Genomic DNA, 21,260 nt, shown 5'->3' with positions numbered 1-21,260 from the left:
GGTAGTCGCCCCCTCGCGTGTCGCTGGCGGCGTCGTCGAATTTCTGTTGTTATTCACGGCGCCCGTATTGGGGTCGGGTGCCGCCGCCGGCCGCTTCTATCCGCTGACCGATCGGATCGCGTCGTTTCCGGCCGGAGACCCTGACACGCTGCTGCGGGAGCTGTGCGCCGATCTGCTGCGCCACGCGGACGGCACTCTGGGTGACGACGCGGCCATGGTGGCCATCGAGCGACTCCCTGAGCACTGACGGACATTCTTCCCGAAGAATTAATAATCATGATCAATCGGGCACGTCCGGCAAAGAGCCAACCCCCCACAAGACCCCATATGGGCACCTTGCTGAATTTCCGTCAGATGCCAGAAAGATAACGAATCCCCAGGAACAGCACCCCATCCCGTGGTGCTAAGATCATCACGCTTGCCAGGCGGTACCAAACCCGCTATGGCGCTTAACCGCGCAGCGCATCGGGCCAGAATTCCGCCACCCCGGGGGGAACTTTGCCATCAGCCGGGCCTTTTAAGGCAGTCGGGCAGGAGAACGCGCGCGACAGATCCCGTATGTCTGCGGCCACGAGTGCACTCGACCGCGCCCCCGAGACATTCAGAACCCGGCGGCCCCGCCACCCGAAGAGAGCCTTATGACTCAGTACCTCCAGGATCCAGCGCTCTGGGCTTTGATAGCTGGTACTCCTGTCGCCGCTACCGCGATCGTCCGCGGAAGAAAGTCGAACTCCAGGCTTCGCGCCGAAAAGCAGGAACTCAAAAGCCATTACACCACCCTGGAAGAACACTACGCGGAATCCGTCGAAGAGGCGAAGGAGCGGGCCGAAGAAGGCACCAAAACCGCTCTGAAATCCGCCATGCGGACACTCCAGGGTCTGGCGAGTGAGCAGCAGCTCGCCATTTCCAAACTCCAGGGCAAGTACGGCGAGCTCCAGATTCTCCAGGACCTCCTGGACATCGACCACATGAATTCCCAGTTCGCCCGTCGCGCCCAGTCCATTGCCGTGCTCTGCGACGGCTGGCTCGGTCGTCAGCGCACCGATGCCTCGCTCTACGACGTGGTCCGCAGCGCGAAAGGCCGTATCCGCCACTTCACCCGTGTGGAGATCCGGACCCAGAGCCATTTCGCCATCGTGAGCCGCGCCGTCGAAGCGGTCGCACTGACACTCGCGGAACTGCTCGACAACGCCACCAGTTACTCGGCGCCGGAAACCATGATCGAGATCAATATCCGGCCGGTTCCCAAGGGCGTCTGCATCATCGTCGACGACGCCGGTGTCGGTATGAACGAGGAGGAGAAGAGCCGCGCGGCCAAGCTCCTTTCCAGCGAGCGCTCCCCCGGTGTCGCGGGGCTCGGCAACCCACCGCAGTTCGGATTCACCGTGATCGGCGTGCTCGCCGCACGCTACGGGTTCAGCGTCTCCGTGGACTCCACCTCGCCCTACGGCGGCGTCCGCGCGGTCGTGCTCCTGCCCGACGACCTCCTCACGTCCATGCCGGAGCCCGCCCCCCAGCCCGAGGCGAAGGAGATTCCCACCGTGGCCGCGTCCTCCCCGATGCCGCCCGAAGAGAATTCGGCGGCAGCACCGGCCCCTGCGACCACCTTCGGCGGTCTGCCCAAACGCAGCAGAAGGGGGCCGATCTCCATCGTGCCGGAAGCCGATGCCGAAGCCGCCCCCGCGCGGTCCACCGAGCAGATCGCCTCCGTCATGGGTGCGTTCCAGCGGGGCACCCAGTCCGGCCGCCGTTCCACCAGTGCAAGCAGCGAAGGGCCTGAGAATCAGTGAACTACGACCTGTCATGGATGCTTGACAGCGCCCTGGAAGTCCCCGAAGCGCGGCACGCGATCCTCGTCTCGGCGGACGGCCTGCTCATGGCCCGCTCGAAGGAGGTCGGCAAGGACCACGGCGACACCGTCGCCGCCGCGATGAGCGGGATGCAGTCCCTGAGCCGCACCGTGGCCGACTTCTGCGGCGGCCCGGCGGGCGACCGGCCCCAGTGGCGCCAGACGCTGGTCGAGTTCGATCACGGCTGGGTGTTCCTCATCTCCGCGGGAGAGGGCGCCTACCTCGCCGTGTCGGCGACGCCCGAAGTCGACATGGCGGAGATCACCTTCCGTATGCAGCAGCTGGTGGGCCAGCTCGGCAAGGCTCTGACCAGTCCCCCGCGCGAGATTGCCGACGCATGACGACGCCAGAGGACCCGGAGCAGGAGCCGGAGGCCCCGCAATTAGTGCGTCCGTACGTCATCACCAACGGCCGCAGCCTGGTGGACGACCACGAGTTCTCGCTGATCACGCTGGTCACGGTGGCCGAGAACTGCCCCGCGATCGGCCATCTCGACCCGGAGAAACGCCGGTTGGTCGAGCTCTGCTCGGGAGGATACCTCGCGGTCGCCGAGATCGCGGGACACACCCAGCTGCCCGTCGGCATTGTCCGCGTCCTGCTCGCCGATCTCACCGATGCGGGATACCTCTACACGCGCAAACCCATTCCGCGGGCCGAGCGCGTCGAACGACGCATACTCGAGGAGGTGCTGCATGGCCTTCAAGCCCGTTTCGGATAGCGGCGTCTATGTGAACGAAACCGTGCAGACCGCGGCGAAGATCCTGGTGGTCGGACACTTCGCCGTCGGCAAGACCACATTCATCGGCACCATGTCGGAGATCCCTCCGCTGCGCACCGAAGAAGTGATGACGCGGGCCGGCGAGGAAATCGACGACCTCAAAGGAACGCGTGGCAAGACCACCACCACCGTCGCGATGGACTTCGGCCGGCTCACGCTCAGTGAGAAACTGGTGCTCTACCTCTTCGGAACACCCGGTCAGCAGCGCTTCGTCCAGGTGTGGGAAGACATGTCGCGCGGAGCACTCGGGGCGCTCGTCCTGGTCGATCCCGAGCGTCTCCAGGAGTCGTTCCCCGTGATGGACCTGGTGGAGCAGTACGGAATTCCGTACGCCATCGCCGTCAACCGGTTCGACATCGGGACGCAGCACGAGGACACGGAGATCAGAGAGGCTCTCGATCTGCTCCCCGAGACCCCTCTGGTGAGCTGTGACGCGCGCGATCAGCGCTCGTCCGCGAATGCCCTGATCGTCCTCGTCCGTTACCTCCAATCCCGCCTCCCCTAGGAGTTCCAGTCCATGCAGTCCCCCTCGGAACCCTCTCCGCCACCGGGATGCCCGGCGCACGACACCGGCCGGCGCACCGCCCTGTACACCCAGGAATTCGCCAAGGACCCGAAGGCCCACTACGACTACCTCCGGAAGTTCGGCCCCGTCGGACCCGTCGAGCTGGCCCCCGGTGTGGACGCCTCGCTCATCACCGACTACGCCGCGGCGCTCCAGGTGCTCCAGAGCCCCGACACATTTGTCCGCGACTCACGGCGCTGGCGTGCGCTCAACGAAGGCCAAGTGCCGCTGGACAGCCCTGTGCTGCCGATGATGGCGTACCGGCCCGGCCCGCTGTTCGAGGACGGTGCACAGCACCTGAGGCTCCGTCAGGCAGTCACGGACAGTCTGGCGAAGCTCGACACCCACCAGTTGACCCGGATGGTCGAGCGCACCGCCGCCTATCTGATCAGCCAGTTCAGCGGGCGCGGCACAGTCGACCTGATCGGCGACTACGCGCGCCTTGTGCCGCTGCTGGTCTTCAACGACCTCTTCGGCTGCCCGGGGGATCTGGGTGACCGTGTCGCCTTCGGCATTTCCGGGATCTTCGACGGGACCGACGCACAGCGGGCGAACGATGTCCTGATCGAGGCACTGATGGAACTGGTCGCGCTGAAGCGCGCCCAGCCCGGCGACGACGTCATCACCCATCTGCTGCAGCACCCGTCGGGGCTGAGCGACGAGGAGATGATCCCCCAGCTCATCCAGCTGATCGGCGGCGGATTCGAGCCGATGGCGAATCTGATCGGCAACGCCCTGCCGGTCCTGCTCTCGCAGGGAAGCCAGGGCGACGGTCCGCAGGGCGGCGTCGTCCTCGTCGAGGACGCCATCAACGACGTTCTGTGGAACAGCTGCCCGATAGCCAACTACGCCACCCACTTCCCGCTGTACGACGTCGAGCTGTCGGGCACCAGGCTGAACGCCGGAGACCCGGTACTCATCTCCTTCGCCGCCGCCAACTCCGACCCGAGCCTCTCCGTGGGCCGGGGGACGGTGAGCAGGCGCGCCCATCTGGCCTGGGGTGCGGGCCCGCACGCCTGCCCGGCCAAGGACCCGGCGATGATCATCGCCGTCCAGGCCATCGAGAAACTGCTCAATGAACTGCCGGACATCGAGCTGTCGGTGCATCCGGACGCTCTGGCCTACCGGCCTGGTCCTTTCCACCGGGCCCTCAGCGCACTGCCGGCCCGTTTCACCCCGGTCCGGAGCACACTGCCGGGACCCGGCGCCAGGCATGCCGCGGGGCTCGCCCCGGAAGGCCGCCGGGCGGAGGCAGCGCCTGCCCCCGCGCAGAAGGGCAAGTTCTGGAGCGGCTTCCTGAGCTGGTGGAAGGGGTGACCGAGCCGCTACCGCCCGGCGGGCGCCAGCAGGCTTGACGTGCGCAGATGCCACGTGGACCAGGTGTCTTCCTCGTCTCCGATCCGTCCGCCACTGGCGATCGGCACGGCGGCGAGGAATTCATCCGGCAGGTCGAAGGCGTCCACCAACGTCAGCATATGAGGCGCCAGAGCGGCGATGACATCGGTGGTGACACCGGGGAACGCGCGGACATGGTCGGCGGTCAGATGACCGTCAGCCAGCAGATCTCCGGTACGGCCGCTCAGCTGACGGAGCAGGAACAGCCTGCACAGGTCCTCCAGCAGGTTTCGTGCCACCGGATCCGCCGCTCGGCCCGCGGCATCGATGAACGCGTCGGCAGCCCTGCGGCAGGCGTGCACCGAGACCATCTCCAGAGCGGGCGTGGACGCCGCGTTCCAGCGTCCGAGCGGATCACCCGAGGGGCCCTGGCGCAGAGCCGTCCTCGCCCGGCTCTGTTCGACGGACTCGGCCTCCACGAGGAGGGCACGGAGAAAGGAGAGATCGTTCAACGACCTCTCCTCGACCGGCACATCGGGCAGGTGGCCCCGGCCCACCTCATGACCGAAGATCATCTCGGCTCCCGCCTTCACCCAGATGACAAGATTGTCGCCTTCCGCGGTGATGCCGCCCTCTATGTTCAACGGCAGGTCCGAGATCCCGTTGACCGGGAAGAGCCCCTGCGCCCCACACCGTTCCCGGGCCTCGATCGCGATGGCCCTGGCCTGCCAGCTGATCCAGCCCTTCGCGACAGCCACCAGGCGCTCGGTCTCGGCCCGGTTCTCGTCCGTGTGCCCGATCCACCGGGAGACGACCTCCCGGTGAAAGAACGTCATGGCGTACGCCGTGGCTGTCGCCTCGAGCAGCCTGCCGTGATGGCTGCGATGAGCCACCAGCGGCACCCGCTCCCCGAGCCGCGGCCCGCTGATGTGCCGGGTATGCGCGTGCCGTACAGCGATGGTCAGCGCCGCGCGCGACATCCCGAGGGTGCCCGCGCTCATGCACAGCTTGCCGCTGGTGACCCGTCCGATCGAATACAGGAACCGCTTCCGCGCACTACCCAGGCTGCTGTGCAGTGTCCCGTCCCGGCCCAGACGGCCGTGCTCGGCCTCCAGCAACGCCTCGCGGGGTAAACGCACTTGGTCGAACGAGGTGAGGCAGTGGTCCACAGGGGTACCGGTACGGTCCGGAAGCTCCCGGACATGGACCCCGGGCACCCGACCGCCCTCGTCACTCAGCGGTGCCAGGAAGAGGAAGCACCCCTGGTCCGCCCCGTCCACCAGCAACCGCGCGGCGACCACCGCGCTCTTCGGACCGCCGGCCAGGCTGGTGTTCGGCATGAACTTCTGGGCACCGGGGGTGGGAGTGTGCAGGACGAACCCGCCGGTCTCCCGGTCGAGTTCGGCGGTCGTCCCCAGCGCCGGAGCGTCGTTGCCGTGGTCCAGCTCCGTGCAGAGGAACGTCCCTATGCGGCGCATCGACGTGAACGCGGAGACGTCACGTCCGGCGCTGCCGGCACTCTGGTCCAGCAGGCTCCCCAGGAACAGGTTGTAGTGGATGCTCGCGAGAGTGCAGAGGCCACCGTCCACCACTCCGGTCCACTCGTGCAGCGCGCACAGCCGCCGTACGTCGAAAGCCAGGTCCGCGGCGTCGCCGGCGGCGTCGTTGACCAGACGCAGCCGGGAGTACGAGAGCTGGACACGCTCCGCGGGGGAGAGCCCGGGACGGTGCCGGAAGCCCTCCGTGGCGATGAGATCCCGCCAGGGTCCGTGCACCCGGGCCCGGTCCTCGCCGTCGAAGAGGAGACGGGTCAACTCTCGGCTCGGGGCAGAGGCATGCGCCACTCCCCCCTCCTTCACCAGACGGCCCCGTTCCGACGCGGCAGCAAGGGGAGCCTTGTCACGGAATGGCTGCATGGTCACGAAGTACTCCGCAAGGACGCTTTACACCAGTGAATGGAAAGTTGAAACAAGTGAATACCGGCCAACACTCCTTATCCAGAGCCAGTGTGATCTTTTTTTGAGTGGAAGATCACTACGGAAAGGACTTGAGAAGAGGGGTCATCTCAATTACCCTGGGCGCCCGCACGACTCCAGGGCGTAAGTTGGCAGACCGGGCGAAATGGACTTTTTCGCCGATAACACCGGACTGGCAGGGGATGTTTATCCATCGGATCTCGCGGGGTATCCTTCTCCCTACGCGGAGTATTCACATCGGTGGCGACGCCATTCATCGTCTCATACGACACGCAAAGCGCCGAACCCGGCCGGGCGGCGGCTCTCACCGTCGCATTCTTCAGCCTCTCTGAATGAGGATTTCCCGTAAAGGAAATAGCCCGGCCACTTTCCGGCGATATGGTGGATCCGTCCAATACCGGAAGCCGCGCGACACCGCCGGCCCAGCGGGGAGAAGGACGGTGGACCGGGCCGCGGGCCAGCGCGGCCCCCGTCAGCCCGTGGCGGCCCCGTCAGCCTGTGGTGGCGATGAAATCCCGTAGCGCTGATACGAGTTGCTCCGGCTGGTCCTCGGCGATCAGAGTGCCGCTGTCCTCGATCTCCAGGAGCCGCCCCTGCGGCAGCAGCCCGGCGAGCCGCCGGCCATGGGCCCGGGGCATCATGCGGTCATCGAGCGCCCAGACGACCAGGGCGGGCTTGTCGAACCTCCGCAGGCCCTCCGCGGCCTCCAGGAGTTCCGTTCTGCGTACGCCCAGACCGTAGCGGCGGAAGTCCTCGCGGATCGCCGGGTCGGTGAGGAGCGGGTGCAGCCAGCCGTCGACGATCTCCTCGGGGACAGGCCGCTTGGTGAGCGCCCCGAAGCCGACCGGCAGACGCCGCAGCGGCTTGACCGCGAGCGTACGGACCAGCAGGGGGATGCCGCCCGGCACCCGGCAGGCCAGTGCGATCAGTTTGCCCGGGACACCCGGCGGATAGTTGTCGAAGGCCTCACAGGACGTCAGGACCAGCCGGGCGAGCCGCTCCGGATGGCGGGCGGCGACGGACTGGGCGCGGCCGCAGTCGTTCTCGACCAGGGTGACGTCACTCAGCTCAAGCCGTTCGAGGAACTCGGCGATGAGCTCCACGACGGAGTCCGGGGTCAGCGGTACGTCACGGCGCATGGGGATGCGGTGCGCGCCGTACGGCAGGGTCGGCGCGAGCACACGGTGGCCGTGGCGCAGTCCTTCGACGACCTTGCGCCAGACGGTGGCGTCGTGGACGAGTCCGTGGAGGAGCACGACGACGGGGCCTGGGCCGCCGGTGTCCACGTACTCGACGGTGCCTGCGGTGAGTGTGATCTCGGGCATGTCAGGACAGTACGGCGACTCCGTCGATTTCGACCATCGCCTGCGCGTCCCAGAGCCGCGTGGCGCCGATCACCGCCATGGCCGGGTAGTCGCGTCCGGCCAGTCTCCGCCAGATGCGCCCCAGTTCGGCGGCGTGGGCGCGGTAGTCGGCGACGTCGGTGGCGTAGACCGTGACCCGGGCGAGGTCGGCGGGGCCGCCGCCCGCGGCGCTCAGCGCGGCGAGCAGATTCGAGAGCGCCACCTCGAACTGGGCCGGAAGGGTGGCCCCGGTGACCGCGCCCGCTCCGTCCAGGGCGGTCTGCCCCGCCAGGAAGACCAGCCGGGTCCCGGTGGCGACGACGGCGTGGGAGAAGCCGGTGGGGGGCGAGAGCTCCGGCGGGTCGATTCGGTCGAGGGTCATGCGTGCGGCTCCTTGGCGTCGGTCCGGCCTGGGCTCATCCGTGCAGCCCCCTGGCATCGGTGCGGCCGGGGCTCGTCCGGGCCCGTCCGCCTCATCCGTACAACTCCTTGGCGATGATGGTCCGCTGGACCTCGGTGGCGCCCTCGTAGATCCGCGGGGCGCGGACCTCGCGGTAGAGGTGTTCGAGGAGGTGGCCGCGCTGGAGGGCGCGGGCGCCGTGCAGCTGGACGGCGGCGTCCACCACGTACTGGGCGGTCTCGGTGGCGAAGAGTTTGGCCATGGCGGAGCGTTTGGCGATGCCCGGGTCACCCGCGTCGCAGGCGGCAGCGGCAGCGTGCACCAGCAGGCGTGCGGCCTCGGTGCGGGTGGCCATCTCGGCGACCTGGTGGGCCACGCTCTGGAGGTCCTTGAGCGGGCCGCCGAACGCGGTGCGCGCCGAGGTGTGCGCGACCGTCGCGTCCAGGGCAGCCTGGGCCATGCCGACCGCGAAGGCGCCGACACTGGGGCGGAAGAGGTTGAGGGTGTTCATCGCGACCCGGAAGCCCCGGCCCTGCTCGCCCAGGACGTCCTGCGGACCGACCGGCACCGCGTCGAACTCCAGCGTGCCGATGGGGTGCGGCGAGAGCATGTCGAGCCGGGACCCGGTCAGCCCCGGCCGGCCGGACGGCACCAGGAACGCGGTGATGCCGCGCGCCCCCGCGCCCTGCGTCGTACGGGCGAAGACCGTGTAGAAGTCGGCGTCGGGGGCGTTGGAGATCCAGCGTTTCCCGCCGGTGAGCCGCCAGCCGCCGCCGTCCGGTACGGCCTTCAGCTCCAGGGCCGCCGCGTCCGACCCCGCACCGGGCTCGCTCAGCGCGAAGGCGGCGACCGCACGGCCCGCGATCACCTCGGGCAGCAGCCGCGCGCGCTGCTCCGCGGTGCCGGCCTGGACGAGGGGGTAGCTGCCGAGCCCCTGGAGGGCGAGAGCGGTCTCCGCCTCGGTGCAGCCGTACGCCAGGGACTCGCGCAGCAGACAGAGATCGAGGGCGCCCGCACTGAACAGCCGCTCCAGCAGGCCCAGTTCACCGAGAGCGGCGACCAGGGGGCGGTTGACGCGGCCGGGCTCCCCCGCCGCGGCGATCGGCCCGAGCTCCTCGGCGGCCAGGGTGCGCAGCTCGGCGCACCACTTCCGCTGGTCCGGGTCCAGTGCGAATGCGGTCATCCCCGATCCCCTCTATCGTGAACCGTTGACTGTCGTCACGCAAACGATACGCTCCATATGCGATGCCGCCTAAGGGGGCGATCCTGTGATGGAGCTGAAAACCTCAGCGCACGTCGACACTTTTCCCCGCGAGCAGCTGCCGCCCGCCGACCAGTGGCCCCGGCTGCTCCTCGATGACCTTCCCGGGCCGGCCTGTCCGGACCGGCTGAACTGCGGGGCGGAGCTGCTCGACCGGACCGCCGAGCGCTTCGGTGCCGACCGCCCCGCCTTCCGTACCGGCGCCGGTGAGCTGTGGACGTACGGCGAACTCCGGGCCGAGGTCGCCCGTATCGCCCATGTCCTCACCTCGGACCTCGGGGTCGTGCCGGGGAACCGGGTGCTGCTGCGCGGCCCCACCACACCGCATCTGGCCGCCTGCTGGCTCGCGGTGGTGAAGGCGGGCGCGGTGGCGGTGACCGTACTGGCCACCCAGCGCCCGCACGAGCTGGCCGAGGTGTGCGCGCTCGCCCGGATCAGCCACGCGCTGTGCGACGCCCGCTCGGTCGACGACCTGGTGAAGGCGGAGGTCCCCGGGCTGCGGATCACCCCGTACGGCGGCGAGGGTCCTCGGGACCTGCTGCGGCTGGCCGCGGCCCGGCCCGATGAGTACGAGGCCGTCGCGACCTCAGCCGACGACGTCGCGCTGATCGCCTTCACCTCCGGCACCACCGGGCGCCCGAAGGGCTGTATGCACTTCCACCGCGATGTGCTGGCCGTCGCGGACACCTTCGCGCGGTACGTACTGAAGCCGCGGCCCGACGACGTCTTCGCGGGCAGCCCGCCGCTCGGTTTCACCTTCGGTCTCGGCGGCCTGGTGGTCTTCCCGCTGCGGGCGGGGGCCTCGGCGCTGCTGCTCGAACGGTCCGGGCCGCGCGAGCTGCTGCCCGCGCTCGCCAGGCACCGGGTCTCGGTGCTGTTCACGGCGCCGACCGCCTACCGCACCATGCTGGAGGGCCTGGACTCGTACGACGTGTCGGCGCTGCGGCGCTGTGTGTCGGCCGGGGAGAACCTGCCCGCGGCCACCTGGCACGCCTGGCACGAGCGGACCGGGCTGCGCATCATCAACGGCATCGGTGCCACGGAACTGCTGCACATCTTCATCTCGGCCGCCGACGGCGCGGTGCGCCCCGGCACGACAGGTGTTCCGGTGCCCGGCTGGCAGGCGCGGGTGGTCGACCGCTCCGGGCGCCCGGTGCCCGACGGCGAGCCGGGGCTGCTCGCGGTGCGCGGCCCGGTGGGCTGCCGCTACCTGGCCGACGCACGCCAGTCGGAGTATGTGCGGGACGGCTGGAACCTCACCGGGGACACGTATCTGCGCGACCGGGACGGCTACTTCACGTATGTGGCCCGCGCCGACGACATGATCATTTCCGCCGGTTACAACATCGCGGGCCCCGAGGTCGAGGACGCGCTCCTGCGCCACCCGGACGTCCTGGAGGCCGCCGTGGTGGGCCGCCCGGACACGGAGCGGGGGCAGGTGGTGGTGGCACATGTGGTGCTGCGCGAAGGGGCGGCGCGGGAGGCCGAGCCGCTGCGGGAGTTCGTAAAGTCCGAGCTGGCACCGCACAAGTGCCCCCGCGATGTGGTCTTCACGGACGCCCTGCCACGCACCGGCACGGGGAAACTCCAGCGGTTCCGGCTGGGGTGAGCGGGGGGCGGGGGCGGGGGGTGCTATCAGTGCATCGCCCGGAAATCGCGTGCCCCGCACCCCGGCACCGCGCACCATGTCCTGCATGACATGGACCTTCACCCGTGACCTGGACGTCTTCCTCGCCACGGCGGAGCCCGCCGCCGCCGCGCACCCTGCCGAGAACACGCTCGTCCTGACCATCACCGCCGCCCTGAGGCGCCATGGGCCGCGCTTCTACGGGGACGGCACACCGCTCTTCGGCTGGTGGCGCTCGGCGGACGGCACGGTGGACGGCTCCGTCGTATGGACACCACCGCGCCCTCTGCAGGTCGGTGTGGTCCCGCCCGAAGCGGTGCCGCCCCTGGCACAGGCCCTCGGCGAGCGGGGCGTCACCGCCGTCAACGCCGAACGGGGCGTGGCCGACGCGCTCACCGCCTCGTGGCGCGGCCGTACGGTCGCGCAGGAGCAACGTCTGTACCGGCTCGCCGAGTTGACCCCGCCGTCGCCCTGCCCGGCCGGCCGGGCCCGTACCGCCACCTTCGCCGACCGCGCGCTGCTGATCGAGTGGCGCCGTGCCTTCGGGCGCGACACCGGGCAGTCGGCGGACCGGGTGGAGAGCGCCGTCGACGACCGGCTCTCGTACGGGGGTCTGTCGCTCTGGGAGCACCGGGGCGTCCCGGTGTCCATGGCCGGGGTGACCCGTCCCACCGCGGGCACCGTGCGCGTCGCCCCGGTGTACACCCCGCCCGGCCTGCGCGGTCGTGGCTACGCGGCAGCGGTCACCGCGCACGTCAGCCGGGCGGCGCTGGACGCGGGCATGGCCGAGGTGCTGCTGTTCACCGATCTCGCGAACCCGACCAGCAACGGCGTGTACCAACGCATCGGATACCGGCCGCTGGCCGAGCGGGTCGTCGTCACCGGGGCGGGCCGACCAGCCGTCACATGAGGGTGAGCCGCGGCTTCGGGGCGTCCGTCCGGCCCGTTCTGGGGGCCCGGCTGCCCGCCCGGTAGGGCAGGGGCCAGGGGGCCGCCGGGCCCTCGTAGCCCTGGTCCGATGCCGCGTGCAGGGTCCAGTGCGGGTCGTACAGATGCGGGCGGGCCAGAGCGCAGAGGTCCGTACGCCCGGCGAGGAGCAGGGAGTTGACGTCGTCCCAGGACGAGATCGCGCCCACCGCGACCACCGGGACGCCCAGTTCGTTGCGGATACGGTCGGCGAACGGGGTCTGGTAGGAGCGGCCGTACGCGGGCTTCTCGCCGGGGACGACCTGCCCCGTCGAGACGTCGATCGCGTCGGCCCCGTGGGCCGCGAAGGCGCGGGCGATCGCCACCGCCTCGTCCGGTGTCGTGCCGCCGGGCGCCCAGTCCGCCGCCGAGATACGGACCGTCATCGGCCGGTCGTCGGGCCAGGCCGCCCGCACCGCGTCGAAGACCTCCAGGGGAAAGCGGAGACGGCTCCGGAGCGGACCGCCGTACCCGTCGGTGCGCAGATTGGTGAGCGGGGAGAGGAAGCCGGAGAGCAGATAGCCGTGGGCGCAGTGCAGTTCGAGCAGGTCGAAGCCGGCCTCGGCAGCGCGGCGGGCCGCTTCGGTGAACTGTCCGCGCACCGCGGTGAGCCCGGCCGTGTCCAGCTCCGCCGGGGTCTGGCTGACGCCCGGCCGGTACGGCAGCGGGGACGCGGCCGACAGCGGCCAGTTGCCGTCCGGGAGCGGCTCGTCCATGCCGTCCCACATCAGGCGGGTGGAGCCCTTGCGGCCCGAGTGCCCCAGCTGGACGCCGATGGCGGTGCCGGGCGACTGCGCGTGCACGAAGGAGGTGACGCGCTGCCAGGCGGTGGTCTGTCCGTCGGTGTAGAGGCCGGCGCAGCCGGGCGTGATGCGGCCCTCGGGGCTCACGCACACCATCTCGGTCATCACCAGGCCCGCGCCGCCGAGTGCGCGGGCGCCCAGGTGGACGAGGTGGAAGTCGCCGGGGACACCGTCGTGTGCCGCGTACATGTCCATGGGCGAGACGACGACGCGGTTGCGCAGTTCGAGGCCGCGCAGCCGCAGCGGGGTGAACATCGGCGGGGTGCCGCCGCGGCAGCCGAAGTCGCGCTCCACCGTGTCCGTGAAGGTGCGGTCGCGCAGCCGCAGATTGCCGTGTGTGACCCGGCGGCTGCGGGTCAGCAGATTGAAGGCGAACTGCCGTGGCGGCTGGCCGAGATACATCTCCAGCTGCTCGAACCACTCCAGGCTGGCCGCGGCAGCCCGCTGGGTGGAGGCGACGACCGGGCGGCGTTCGCTCTCGTACGCTTCGAGAGCCGACGCCAGGTCGGGCTGTTCCCCGATGTTCGCCGCCAGGGCGAGGGCGTCCTCGACGGCGAGCTTGGTGCCGGAGCCGATGGAGAAGTGCGCGGTGTGGGCCGCGTCCCCGATCAGCACCGTGTTCCCGTGCGACCAGCGTGCGTTGACCACGGTACGGAACGCGGTCCAGGTGGAGTTGTTGCCGGTGAGCGGGCGCCCGCCGAGCGCGTCGGCGAAGATCCGGGCGCACCGCTCGGTGGACTCCTTCTCGTCGCAGCGGTCGAGGCCCGCGGCGTGCCAGACCTCCTCGCGCATCTCGACGATGACGGTGGAGGCCGTGGGCCCGTACGGGTAGCCGTGCAGCTGCATCACACCGTGCTCGGTCTCGGCTGTCTCGAAGCGGAAGGCGTCGAAGGCGAAGGGCGCGGAGAGCCAGATGTAGCGGCAGCGGTGGGTGGTGACGCGGGGCCCGAAGGTTTCGGCGTAGGCCCGGCGGGTGGCGCTGTGCACCCCGTCGGCGGCGACCACCAGGTCATGGGTCGCGGCCAGTTCGCCGGGGGGCGGCGCCTCGGTGCGGAAGCGGATCCGTACGCCCAGTTCGCGGCAGCGCCCGTGCAGGATCTCCAGGAGCCGGCGCCTGCCGAGCGCGGCGAAGCCGTGTCCGCCCGAGGTCAGGGTCGTGCCGCGGTGGACGATGTCGATGTCGTCCCAGCGTACGAACTCGTCCTGGAGGGCGCGGTGGACGGCCGGGTCCGCCTGCTCGATGCCGCCGAGCGTCTCGTCGGAGAGGACGACGCCGAAGCCGAAGGTGTCGTCGGGGGCGTTGCGCTCCCAGACGGTGACGGATCTGGCGGGGTCGAGCCGTTTGAGGAGGGCGGCGGCGTAGAGGCCGCCCGGCCCGCCGCCGACGACCGCGATCCGCAGGGCGGGGCGCGGGCGCTCTCCCGCACCGGCCGCCACGGCTACCTGCCCTGCCACTTGGGGGGCCGCTTCTCGGTGAAGGCGGCGTGGAACTCGGCGTAGTCCTCGCCGTTCATCAGCAACGCCTGTGTGGTGGCGTCCAGTTCGACGGCCGCCGCGAGCGGCATGTCGAGTTCGGCGGTGAGCAGCGCCTTGGTCTGCGCGTACGCGAGGGCCGGCCCTTCGGCGAGGCGGCGGGCCAGCGCGGCGGCCCGCCGGTCCGCGCCGCCCTCCTCCGCCACCTCGCTGACCAGGCCGATCCGCTCCGCCTCGGGCGCCAGGACCGGCTCCCCCAGCATCAGCAGCCGCGTCGCGTGCCCGAGTCCGACGACGCGGGGCAGCAGATAGGCGGCGCCCATATCGCCGCCGGAGAGCCCGACCCGGGTGAAGAGGAAGGCGAACCGCGCGGTCGGGTCGGCCACCCGGAAGTCGGCGGCCAGGGCGAGGACGGCGCCGGCGCCCGCCGCGACCCCGTGCACGGCGGCGATCACCGGGAAGGGGCATTCGCGCAGGGCCCGGACGACCTGTCCGGTCATCCGGTTGAAGTCGAGGAGCTGGGCGGTGTCCAGGGCCAGGGTGGCGCCGATGATCTCCTCGACATCGCCGCCCGAGCAGAATCCGCGGCCCTCACCGGCGAGGACCAGGGCCCGTACCGACCGCTCACGGGACAGCTCGGCGAGCAGGTCGCGCAGGTCCGCGTAGGCGCCGAAGGTGAGGGCGTTGAGCTTCTCCGGGCGGGCGAACGTGACGGTCGCGACCCCGTCCTGCCGGCTCACCCGGAGGTGCTTCCAGTGCTCGACGGGGTCTGCTGAGCCGGAAAAGGGGCTCATGGGGTGCGGCCTCCTTCGGTCGGGGGCTCGTCCGGAGGAGGCCGGCCGGGACCTGGTGACAGAGCGGCGTGCCCCCTCAAATTATCACTCCGGCGTGACTACCGTCACGGGTACGCGATAGAGAGGCGCCGGAGCCTCCGTCAGGAAGGGCCTCCGGCCGGAAGTCCCGTCAGAATGTGGCGCAGGTCCCTTTTCCTGCGGGCCGCAGCCTCTACTCGCAACGTCCCCGGCTCCGTATCGTTGAAATCAGGACAACCCCCTCCACACCGAACGGAACTCCAGCCGTGCCGGACACCTCGCGCCCCGCCTCATGGCGCATCGCCCTGCCGCACACCGCGGCCGCGGTGCCGATAGCGCGCGCCCTGATCCGTACGGTGCTCGCCGACCTGGAGGGCGAGGAGGCCGCGGACAGCGACACGGCCGAGCTGCTCACCTCCGAGCTGGTCGCCAACGCCGTGGAGCACACGCTCGGCGACGAACCCATCGAGCTGGTCGTCGAGGTGCTGCATACCGGCTGCCAGGTCGAGGTGCACGACCGGGACCCGGCCCCGCCCGGCGATCTGGTCCACCCGGCCCCGGCAGGCCCGCCCGACCCCTGGCAGGAGCACGGTCGCGGTCTGCTGCTCATCCGGACGCTCAGCTCGTCCTACGGCCACCGCCCGACCGAGCACGGCAAGGCCGTCTGGTTCACCCTGCCTGCGGGGCCTGCGTACTGAGCCGCGAACGGCGGCGCCCGTAGCCCGCGTAGACGGCCGCGCCCACCAGCAGGAAGCCCGCGAACTGGAGCCAGGTCCGCCACCCGGTCCCGTACATCAGGTACACACAGAACCCGACCCCCAGGACAGGGCTGACGGGGAAGAGCGGCACCCGGAAGGAGCGCGGCAGCTCCGGGTGGCTGCGGCGCAGCGCGACGACGGCGACGTTCACCGCCACCATCGTGGCCAGCGCCCCGATAGTGGTCAGGTTCACCACGACGTCGAGCGAGGCGAACGCGGCGGGGACCGCCACGACGGTCGCCACGATCCAGGTGTTGGAGACCGGCGTCGAGGTCCTCGGGGAGACCTTCTCGAAGACGCCGGGGACCAGCCCGTCGCGGGACATCGACATCAGGATGCGGGTCTGCCCGTACATCACGGCGAGCACCACAGAGGCGATGGCGACGACCGCCCCGAAGGCGATGACACCGCCGCCCACGGACGAGCCGGTGACCTGGTTGACGATCAGTGAGAGGGCCGCGGGCCGGTCGGCGACGGCGGGCGCGCCGAACGCGCCGATGGCCGCCACGGCGACCGCGCAGTAGAGCACGGTGACGACGCCGATACAGATCATGATCGCGAGCGGGATGTTGCGCCGCGGGTTCCGCACCTCCTCACCCGCCGTGGTGATGGCGTCGAACCCGATGTACGAGAAGAAGGCGATCGAGGCACCGGATGTGATGCCGCCGACGCCGTCGGGGGCGAACGGCACCAGATGGCCGTCCCGGAACGCGGTGAAGGCCACGGCGCAGAAGACCAGCAGGATGCCGATCTTCAGTACGGCCATCGCCGCCGTCGCGCGGGCACTCTCCCGCACCCCGCGCACCAACAGGGCCGCGGCGAGCGCGACGACCACGACGGCCGGCAGGTTGATCACCCCGCCGTCGCCCGGGCCGCTGGAGAGCACCGCGGGCAGCTGCCGCCCGACGAGGCTGTTCAGCAGTTCGTTGAGGTACTGGCTCCAGCCGACGGCGACCGCGCTCACCGAGATGCCGTACTCCAGGAGCAGACACCAGCCGACCAGGAAGGCGGTGCGCTCGCCGAGCGTGGCGTACGCGAAGGAGTACGAGCTGCCCGACACCGGGATCGCGCCGCCCAGCTCGGCGAAGGAGAACGCGGTGAAGACACAGGTGACCGCGGCGAGCACGAACGAGATGATGACCGCGGGCCCGGCCTTGGCCACCGTGTCGGAGAGGCCGACGAAGATACCGGTCCCGACGATGGCCCCGACGCCGAAGCACACCAGCTGGAAGAGGCCCATGGTGCGGCGCAGTCCGTGTCCCTCCAGGTCCGCGCCGGACTCGGCGATGAGGAGTTCGGGCGGCTTGACGCGCAGACCGGGGCGGCGAGCCGGGCGCGGTTCTGCGGGGCGGGGGGAACGCATGGGGGGGCGGGTCTCTTTCCGGACGTGCGCGGAGCGGCGCGCACAGGGGGCACACACGGCACAACGGGGGGCACACAGCGCAGTGGGGTTCGAGCGTGCGAGCCCGAACCCCACCAAGGGACGACATCGTAGCCGCCTTGTCGCATATTCACCCAATTGGGCGTATTGCTATCCCTTGCCGGTCGGCCGGGCACCCCTGGCCGGCCGGTTCGGCTACCCCTGACCTGCCAGCGTGGCGACCATGACCGCCTTGATCGTGTGCATCCGGTTCTCCGCCTCGTCGAAGACGACCGAGTGCTCCGACTCGAAGACCTCGTCGGTGACCTCCAGCTCGCTCAGCCCGAACTGTGCGTGGATGTCCCGTCCGACCTGGGTGCCCAGATCGTGGAAGGCGGGCAGGCAGTGCAGGAACTTGACCCCGGGGTTGCCGGTGGCGCGCAGCACGTCCATCGTCACGGCGTAGGGCGAGAGCGCGGCGATGCGCTCGGCCCAGACCTCCTTCGGCTCCCCCATCGACACCCAGACGTCGGTGACGACGAAGTCGCAGCCCCGCACCGCATCGGTGATGTCCTCGGTGAGTGTGACGGTGCCACCGCTCTCCGCGGCCAGCTCCCGCGCCCGCGCGACGACGCTCTCGGCGGGCCAGTAGGCGCGCGGGGCGGCGATCCGGACATCGAGACCGAGCAGCGCGCCGGTGATCAGATAGGAGTTGCCCATGTTGAAGCGGGCGTCGCCGAGGTAGGCGAAGACGATCCGCTCCAGCGGCTTGTCGCTGTGCTCGGTCATGGTGAGCACATCGGCGAGCATCTGCGTGGGGTGCCAGTCGTCGGTGAGCCCGTTGTAGACGGGAACCCCGGCGTGCGCGGCCAGCTCCTCCACCTGCGGCTGGCTGTCGCCGCGGTACTCGATGGCATCGAACATCCGGCCGAGCACCCGCGCGGTGTCCTTGAAGGACTCCTTGTGCCCGATCTGCGAACCGGAGGGGTCGAGATACGTCGTCGACGCCCCCTGGTCGGCCGCGGCGACCTCGAAGGCGCAGCGCGTCCTGGTGGAGGTCTTCTCGAAGATCAGAGCGACGTTCCGGCCGCGCAGCCGCTGCACTTCGGTGCCCGACTTCTTGGCCGCCTTGAGCTCGGCGGCCAGCTCGACCAGGGCGCGGAACTCCTCCGCGGTGAAGTCGAGCTCCTTGAGGAAGTGGCGGCCTGCGAGGTCTATCGCCATGGGGACTGCTCCTGGGTCACGCGGGGAGGGGTCGCGCGTAGTGGGGACGGGGGTCAATGGAAGTCTATGCGATTGATCGCATCACTATACGGCATCCCGCTGAACCGGGCAGCTCATGCACCGCGGCCCTCCCCTGCCCCGCCCCAGCTCACTCCCCGGGATCTCGATGACGTCGATGCCCTCCTTGCGCAGATGTGTGTTGGTGGTGAAGTTCCGCTCGTACGCCACGACCACCCCCGGCTCGACGGCGAGGACGTTGCAGCCGTCGTCCCACTGCTCGCGCTCCGCCGAGTGCACGTCCTGGGTGGCGGTCAGCACCCGGATACCGCTCAGCCCCAGCGCCGCGGCGATCGCCTGGTGCATCTGCTCCGGGGGATGGTCGGTGACCTTCAACTCCCTTTCGGTGCTGCCCGGTTCGATGGTGTACGAGCGGAGCATCCCGAGTCCCGCGTACTGGGTGAAGGTGTCGCCGTCGACCATCGTCATCACGGTGTCCAGATGCATGAAGGCCCGCCGCTTGGGCATGTCGAGCGCCACGATGGTGCGCGCGGAGCCGGCCGCGAAGAGTCCGCGGGCCAGCATCTCCACCGCCTGCGGGGTGGTCCGCTCGCTCATTCCGATCAGGACCGCGCCGTTCCCGATGACGAGGACGTCGCCGCCCTCGATCGTGGACGGGTAGTCGACCTGCCCCTGCGACCAGTGGTGGAAGGCCCCGGAGCCGGTGAAGAGCGGGTGGTGACGGTAGATCGCCTCGAAGTGGACGGTCTCGCGCTGCCGGGCGGGCCAGCGCATCGCGTTGATGGAGACACCGTCGTAGATCCAGGCCGATGTGTCCCGGGTGAACAGGTGGTTCGGCAGCGGGTCGAGCAGGAAGTCGTCCAGGTCCATCACATGGAAGCGGACCGAGACCGGCTCCCGGTAGCGCTCCAGGAACTCCCGCTTCGTCATCCCGCCGACCAGCACCTCGGCCAGGTCGGCGACGGACAGTTCGTCGAAGACCGTCCGCAGATGGTGGGTGGCGAGCGGACCGTACTCCTTCTCGTCGAAGACCCGGTCCAGGACGAGCGTGCGGGCCTCGGGCACCTCCAGCGACTCCCGCAGCAGGTCGTCGAAGAGATGCACCTCCACACCGCGCTCGCGCAGCACGTTGGCGAAGCCGTCGTGCTCCTGGCGGGCGCGGCGCACCCACAGCACGTCGTCGAAGAGGAGCGCGTCCTTGTTGCTGGGGGTGAGCCGCTTCAGTTCCAGACCCGGCCGGTGCAGGATGACGCGGCGCAGCGGCCCCGTCTCGGAGTCGACATGGAATCCCATGCCCCCATCCTGTCCCCGGTCCGCCCCGCTCACCCCTGAAGGGAACGAGCGGGGCGTGTCCGGCGGTGCCGCCGTGGCGGGCGCGAGGTGGCGGTGCCGCGGTGGCGGGGGCGCCGTGGCGGTGCCGCCGTTCAGAGCCTCGGGTCGACCGGCTCCGACTCAAGGGCCAGTACGGCGAAGACCGCCTCGTGGATCCGCCAGAGCGGTTCGCCGTCGGCGAGCCGGTCCAGCGCCTCAAGACCCAGGGCGTACTCGCGCAGGGCGAGGGAGCGCTTGTGGCCGAGAGAGCGCTGGCGGAGCCTGGCCAGGTTGTCCGGGCGGGTGTACTCGGGTCCGTAGACGATCCGCAGATACTCCCGGCCGCGCACCTTGATGCCGGGCTGGACGAGCCGGCCCCTGGCGTCCCGCACGAGCGCCTGGAGCGGCTTGACGACCATGCCCTCACCGCCGCGTCCGGTCATCTCAAGCCACCAGTCGGTGCCGGAGCTGACGGACTCCTGGTCGCCCGTGTCGACCACCAGCCGCCGGGTGGTCCGCAGCAGCCCGCTCTGGTCGTGCTCGACCAGCCGGTCGAGCCAGGCCAGCTGCTCGTCGTGGGGTACGGCGGCGAGCGAGCGGCCCTCGGCGGCGAGCAGCTGGAACGGTGCCAGGCGTACGCCGTCCAGGCCGTCCGTCGTCCAGCAGTACCGCCGGTACGCCTCGGTGAAGGCGACCGCGTCGTCGGCCCGGTCGCGCTGCCCCGCGAGCAGTCCGCCGACTTCGACACCCCGGGCTGCGGCCGCTTCCAGCGCTCCGATGACGCCGGGCAGCACGGCGCGTGAGGCGGCGCCCACCGCCGCGTACTGCTTGCGCAGCAGGCCGGTCGCCTTGAGCGACCAGGGCATCAGCTCCGCGTCGAGCAGCAGCCAGCCGGTGCCCAGCTCGTCCCAGAGTCCGGCGTCGGTGACCGCGGTGCGCAGCCGTCCCAGGATCTCCTCGGTCACAGCCGGGTCGTCGAAGAAGGGACGGCCGGTCCTGGTGTGCAGCGAGCCGGTCGGCCCGGACACCCCGAAGCGTTCCCGCGCGGTCCCGGCGTCCCGGCAGACCAGAGCGACCGCGCGCGAGCCCATGTGCTTCTCCTCGCACACAACCTTCGCGACACCGTCCGACCTGTACTGCGCGAAGGCCTCGGCGGGGTGTTCCAGATAGCCGTCCAGCCGGGAGGTGCCGGTGGGGGACATCGTCGGCGGGAGGTAGGCGAGCAGCCGCGGGTCGACCGCGAAACGGCTCATGACCTCAAGAGCCGCCGCCGCGTTCTCCTCGCGGACCGAGACCCGGCCGGGGTGCCGGGGGGGCCCCGGGGGCCCGCCCCGGCGGCTCCCACGGGGCGCGCGGGTGTCTCGCTGTACAGCCGGCGTGAGCCGGAGCGGGTGCAGATC

Annotated in this window: 17 protein-coding genes and 2 pseudogenes; 9 read left to right on the top strand and 10 right to left on the bottom strand. The window is 70.4% G+C overall.

The genetic code is table 11. The annotated features are described in order from the left end of the window. The 6 genes and pseudogenes from ACFXBC_RS17680 to ACFXBC_RS17655 form a co-directional block, all read left to right on the top strand. Nucleotides 1-247: pseudogene (locus ACFXBC_RS17680) on the top strand (hypothetical protein); the annotation flags it as partial. A 391-nt stretch (nucleotides 248-638) separates the two neighbouring features. After that, entirely contained in the window at nucleotides 639-1,790 is a 1,152-nt protein-coding gene (locus ACFXBC_RS17675; RefSeq protein WP_385024531.1) for an ATP-binding protein, read from the top strand. Continuing rightward, nucleotides 1,787-2,191 carry a roadblock/LC7 domain-containing protein gene (locus tag ACFXBC_RS17670; protein WP_385024529.1) on the top strand — a complete coding sequence of 135 codons (405 nt, stop codon included), beginning with the start codon at nucleotides 1,787-1,789 and terminating at the stop codon, nucleotides 2,189-2,191. Before ACFXBC_RS17675 ends, ACFXBC_RS17670 begins: the two co-directional genes overlap by 4 nt. Then, nucleotides 2,188-2,568, top strand: a complete 381-nt coding sequence (locus tag ACFXBC_RS17665) for a DUF742 domain-containing protein (protein WP_385024527.1) — start codon at nucleotides 2,188-2,190, stop codon at nucleotides 2,566-2,568. The genes ACFXBC_RS17670 and ACFXBC_RS17665 overlap by 4 nt, the downstream gene beginning before the upstream one ends. Next, nucleotides 2,543-3,133, top strand: a complete 591-nt coding sequence (locus ACFXBC_RS17660; protein WP_385024525.1) for an ATP/GTP-binding protein — start codon at nucleotides 2,543-2,545, stop codon at nucleotides 3,131-3,133. Before ACFXBC_RS17665 ends, ACFXBC_RS17660 begins: the two co-directional genes overlap by 26 nt. A 12-nt stretch (nucleotides 3,134-3,145) precedes the next feature. Then, on the top strand, nucleotides 3,146-4,510 hold the full coding sequence (locus ACFXBC_RS17655) for a cytochrome P450 (protein ID WP_385024523.1): 1,365 nt from the start codon (nucleotides 3,146-3,148) through the stop codon (nucleotides 4,508-4,510). A gap of 8 nt (nucleotides 4,511-4,518) precedes the next feature. Here ACFXBC_RS17655 and ACFXBC_RS17650 read toward each other — a convergent pair whose 3' ends face one another. The 4 genes from ACFXBC_RS17650 to ACFXBC_RS17635 all read right to left on the bottom strand — a co-directional run bounded on the left by ACFXBC_RS17650 (nucleotide 4,519) and on the right by ACFXBC_RS17635 (nucleotide 9,430). After that, complete coding sequence (locus ACFXBC_RS17650) at nucleotides 4,519-6,444, bottom strand: acyl-CoA dehydrogenase (RefSeq protein ID WP_385024533.1); 1,926 nt, start codon at nucleotides 6,442-6,444, stop codon at nucleotides 4,519-4,521. A gap of 551 nt (nucleotides 6,445-6,995) precedes the next feature. Beyond that, nucleotides 6,996-7,829: an alpha/beta fold hydrolase gene (locus tag ACFXBC_RS17645; protein WP_385024521.1), complete on the bottom strand. Its 834-nt coding sequence runs from the start codon at nucleotides 7,827-7,829 to the stop codon at nucleotides 6,996-6,998. 1 nt (nucleotide 7,830) lies between these two features. After that, the gene (locus tag ACFXBC_RS17640; RefSeq protein WP_385024519.1) at nucleotides 7,831-8,229 is read right to left on the bottom strand and encodes a RidA family protein; all 399 of its coding nucleotides are present in this window, start codon (nucleotides 8,227-8,229) and stop codon (nucleotides 7,831-7,833) included. 91 nt (nucleotides 8,230-8,320) lie between these two features. Then, nucleotides 8,321-9,430, bottom strand: coding sequence for an acyl-CoA dehydrogenase family protein (locus ACFXBC_RS17635; protein ID WP_385024518.1), 1,110 nt, complete (start codon nucleotides 9,428-9,430; stop codon nucleotides 8,321-8,323). 88 nt (nucleotides 9,431-9,518) lie between these two features. Here ACFXBC_RS17635 and ACFXBC_RS17630 point away from each other — a divergent pair, with 88 nt between their 5' ends. Next, complete coding sequence (locus tag ACFXBC_RS17630) at nucleotides 9,519-11,117, top strand: AMP-binding protein (RefSeq protein ID WP_385024516.1); 1,599 nt, start codon at nucleotides 9,519-9,521, stop codon at nucleotides 11,115-11,117. 85 nt (nucleotides 11,118-11,202) lie between these two features. Then, a complete protein-coding gene (locus ACFXBC_RS17625; RefSeq protein ID WP_385024514.1) occupies nucleotides 11,203-12,045 on the top strand; it encodes a GNAT family N-acetyltransferase in 843 nt (280 codons plus the stop codon). Here ACFXBC_RS17625 and ACFXBC_RS17620 read toward each other — a convergent pair. Together ACFXBC_RS17620 and ACFXBC_RS17615 are read right to left on the bottom strand one after the other, a co-directional pair. Next, a complete protein-coding gene (locus tag ACFXBC_RS17620; protein ID WP_385024512.1) occupies nucleotides 12,038-14,359 on the bottom strand; it encodes a bifunctional salicylyl-CoA 5-hydroxylase/oxidoreductase in 2,322 nt (773 codons plus the stop codon). The two genes, ACFXBC_RS17625 and ACFXBC_RS17620, sit on opposite strands and share 8 nt — an antisense overlap. Continuing rightward, entirely contained in the window at nucleotides 14,344-15,171 is an 828-nt protein-coding gene (locus ACFXBC_RS17615) for an enoyl-CoA hydratase family protein (RefSeq protein ID WP_385024510.1), read from the bottom strand. The genes ACFXBC_RS17620 and ACFXBC_RS17615 overlap by 16 nt, the downstream gene beginning before the upstream one ends. A 284-nt stretch (nucleotides 15,172-15,455) precedes the next feature. Here ACFXBC_RS17615 and ACFXBC_RS17610 point away from each other — a divergent pair, with 284 nt between their 5' ends. After that, nucleotides 15,456-15,887 carry an ATP-binding protein gene (locus ACFXBC_RS17610; protein WP_385024508.1) on the top strand — a complete coding sequence of 144 codons (432 nt, stop codon included), beginning with the start codon at nucleotides 15,456-15,458 and terminating at the stop codon, nucleotides 15,885-15,887. On the opposite strand, the gene ACFXBC_RS17605 is transcribed toward ACFXBC_RS17610, so the two are convergent. The 4 genes and pseudogenes from ACFXBC_RS17605 to ACFXBC_RS17590 form a co-directional block, all read right to left on the bottom strand. Then, nucleotides 15,859-17,310 carry an amino acid permease gene (locus ACFXBC_RS17605; RefSeq protein ID WP_385024506.1) on the bottom strand — a complete coding sequence of 484 codons (1,452 nt, stop codon included), beginning with the start codon at nucleotides 17,308-17,310 and terminating at the stop codon, nucleotides 15,859-15,861. The genes ACFXBC_RS17610 and ACFXBC_RS17605 overlap by 29 nt on opposite strands. A gap of 213 nt (nucleotides 17,311-17,523) precedes the next feature. Then, nucleotides 17,524-18,531 carry an ornithine carbamoyltransferase gene (argF, locus tag ACFXBC_RS17600; protein ID WP_385024504.1) on the bottom strand — a complete coding sequence of 336 codons (1,008 nt, stop codon included), beginning with the start codon at nucleotides 18,529-18,531 and terminating at the stop codon, nucleotides 17,524-17,526. 84 nt (nucleotides 18,532-18,615) lie between these two features. Beyond that, complete coding sequence (locus ACFXBC_RS17595; RefSeq protein ID WP_385024502.1) at nucleotides 18,616-19,842, bottom strand: arginine deiminase; 1,227 nt, start codon at nucleotides 19,840-19,842, stop codon at nucleotides 18,616-18,618. A gap of 131 nt (nucleotides 19,843-19,973) precedes the next feature. Continuing rightward, a pseudogene (locus ACFXBC_RS17590) lies at nucleotides 19,974-21,260 on the bottom strand (polynucleotide kinase-phosphatase); the annotation flags it as partial.

Source organism: Streptomyces sp. NPDC059398, assembly GCF_042751845.1.
Taxonomy (GTDB): domain Bacteria; phylum Actinomycetota; class Actinomycetes; order Streptomycetales; family Streptomycetaceae; genus Streptomyces.
This window is presented reverse-complemented; position numbering and strand designations above follow the sequence as displayed.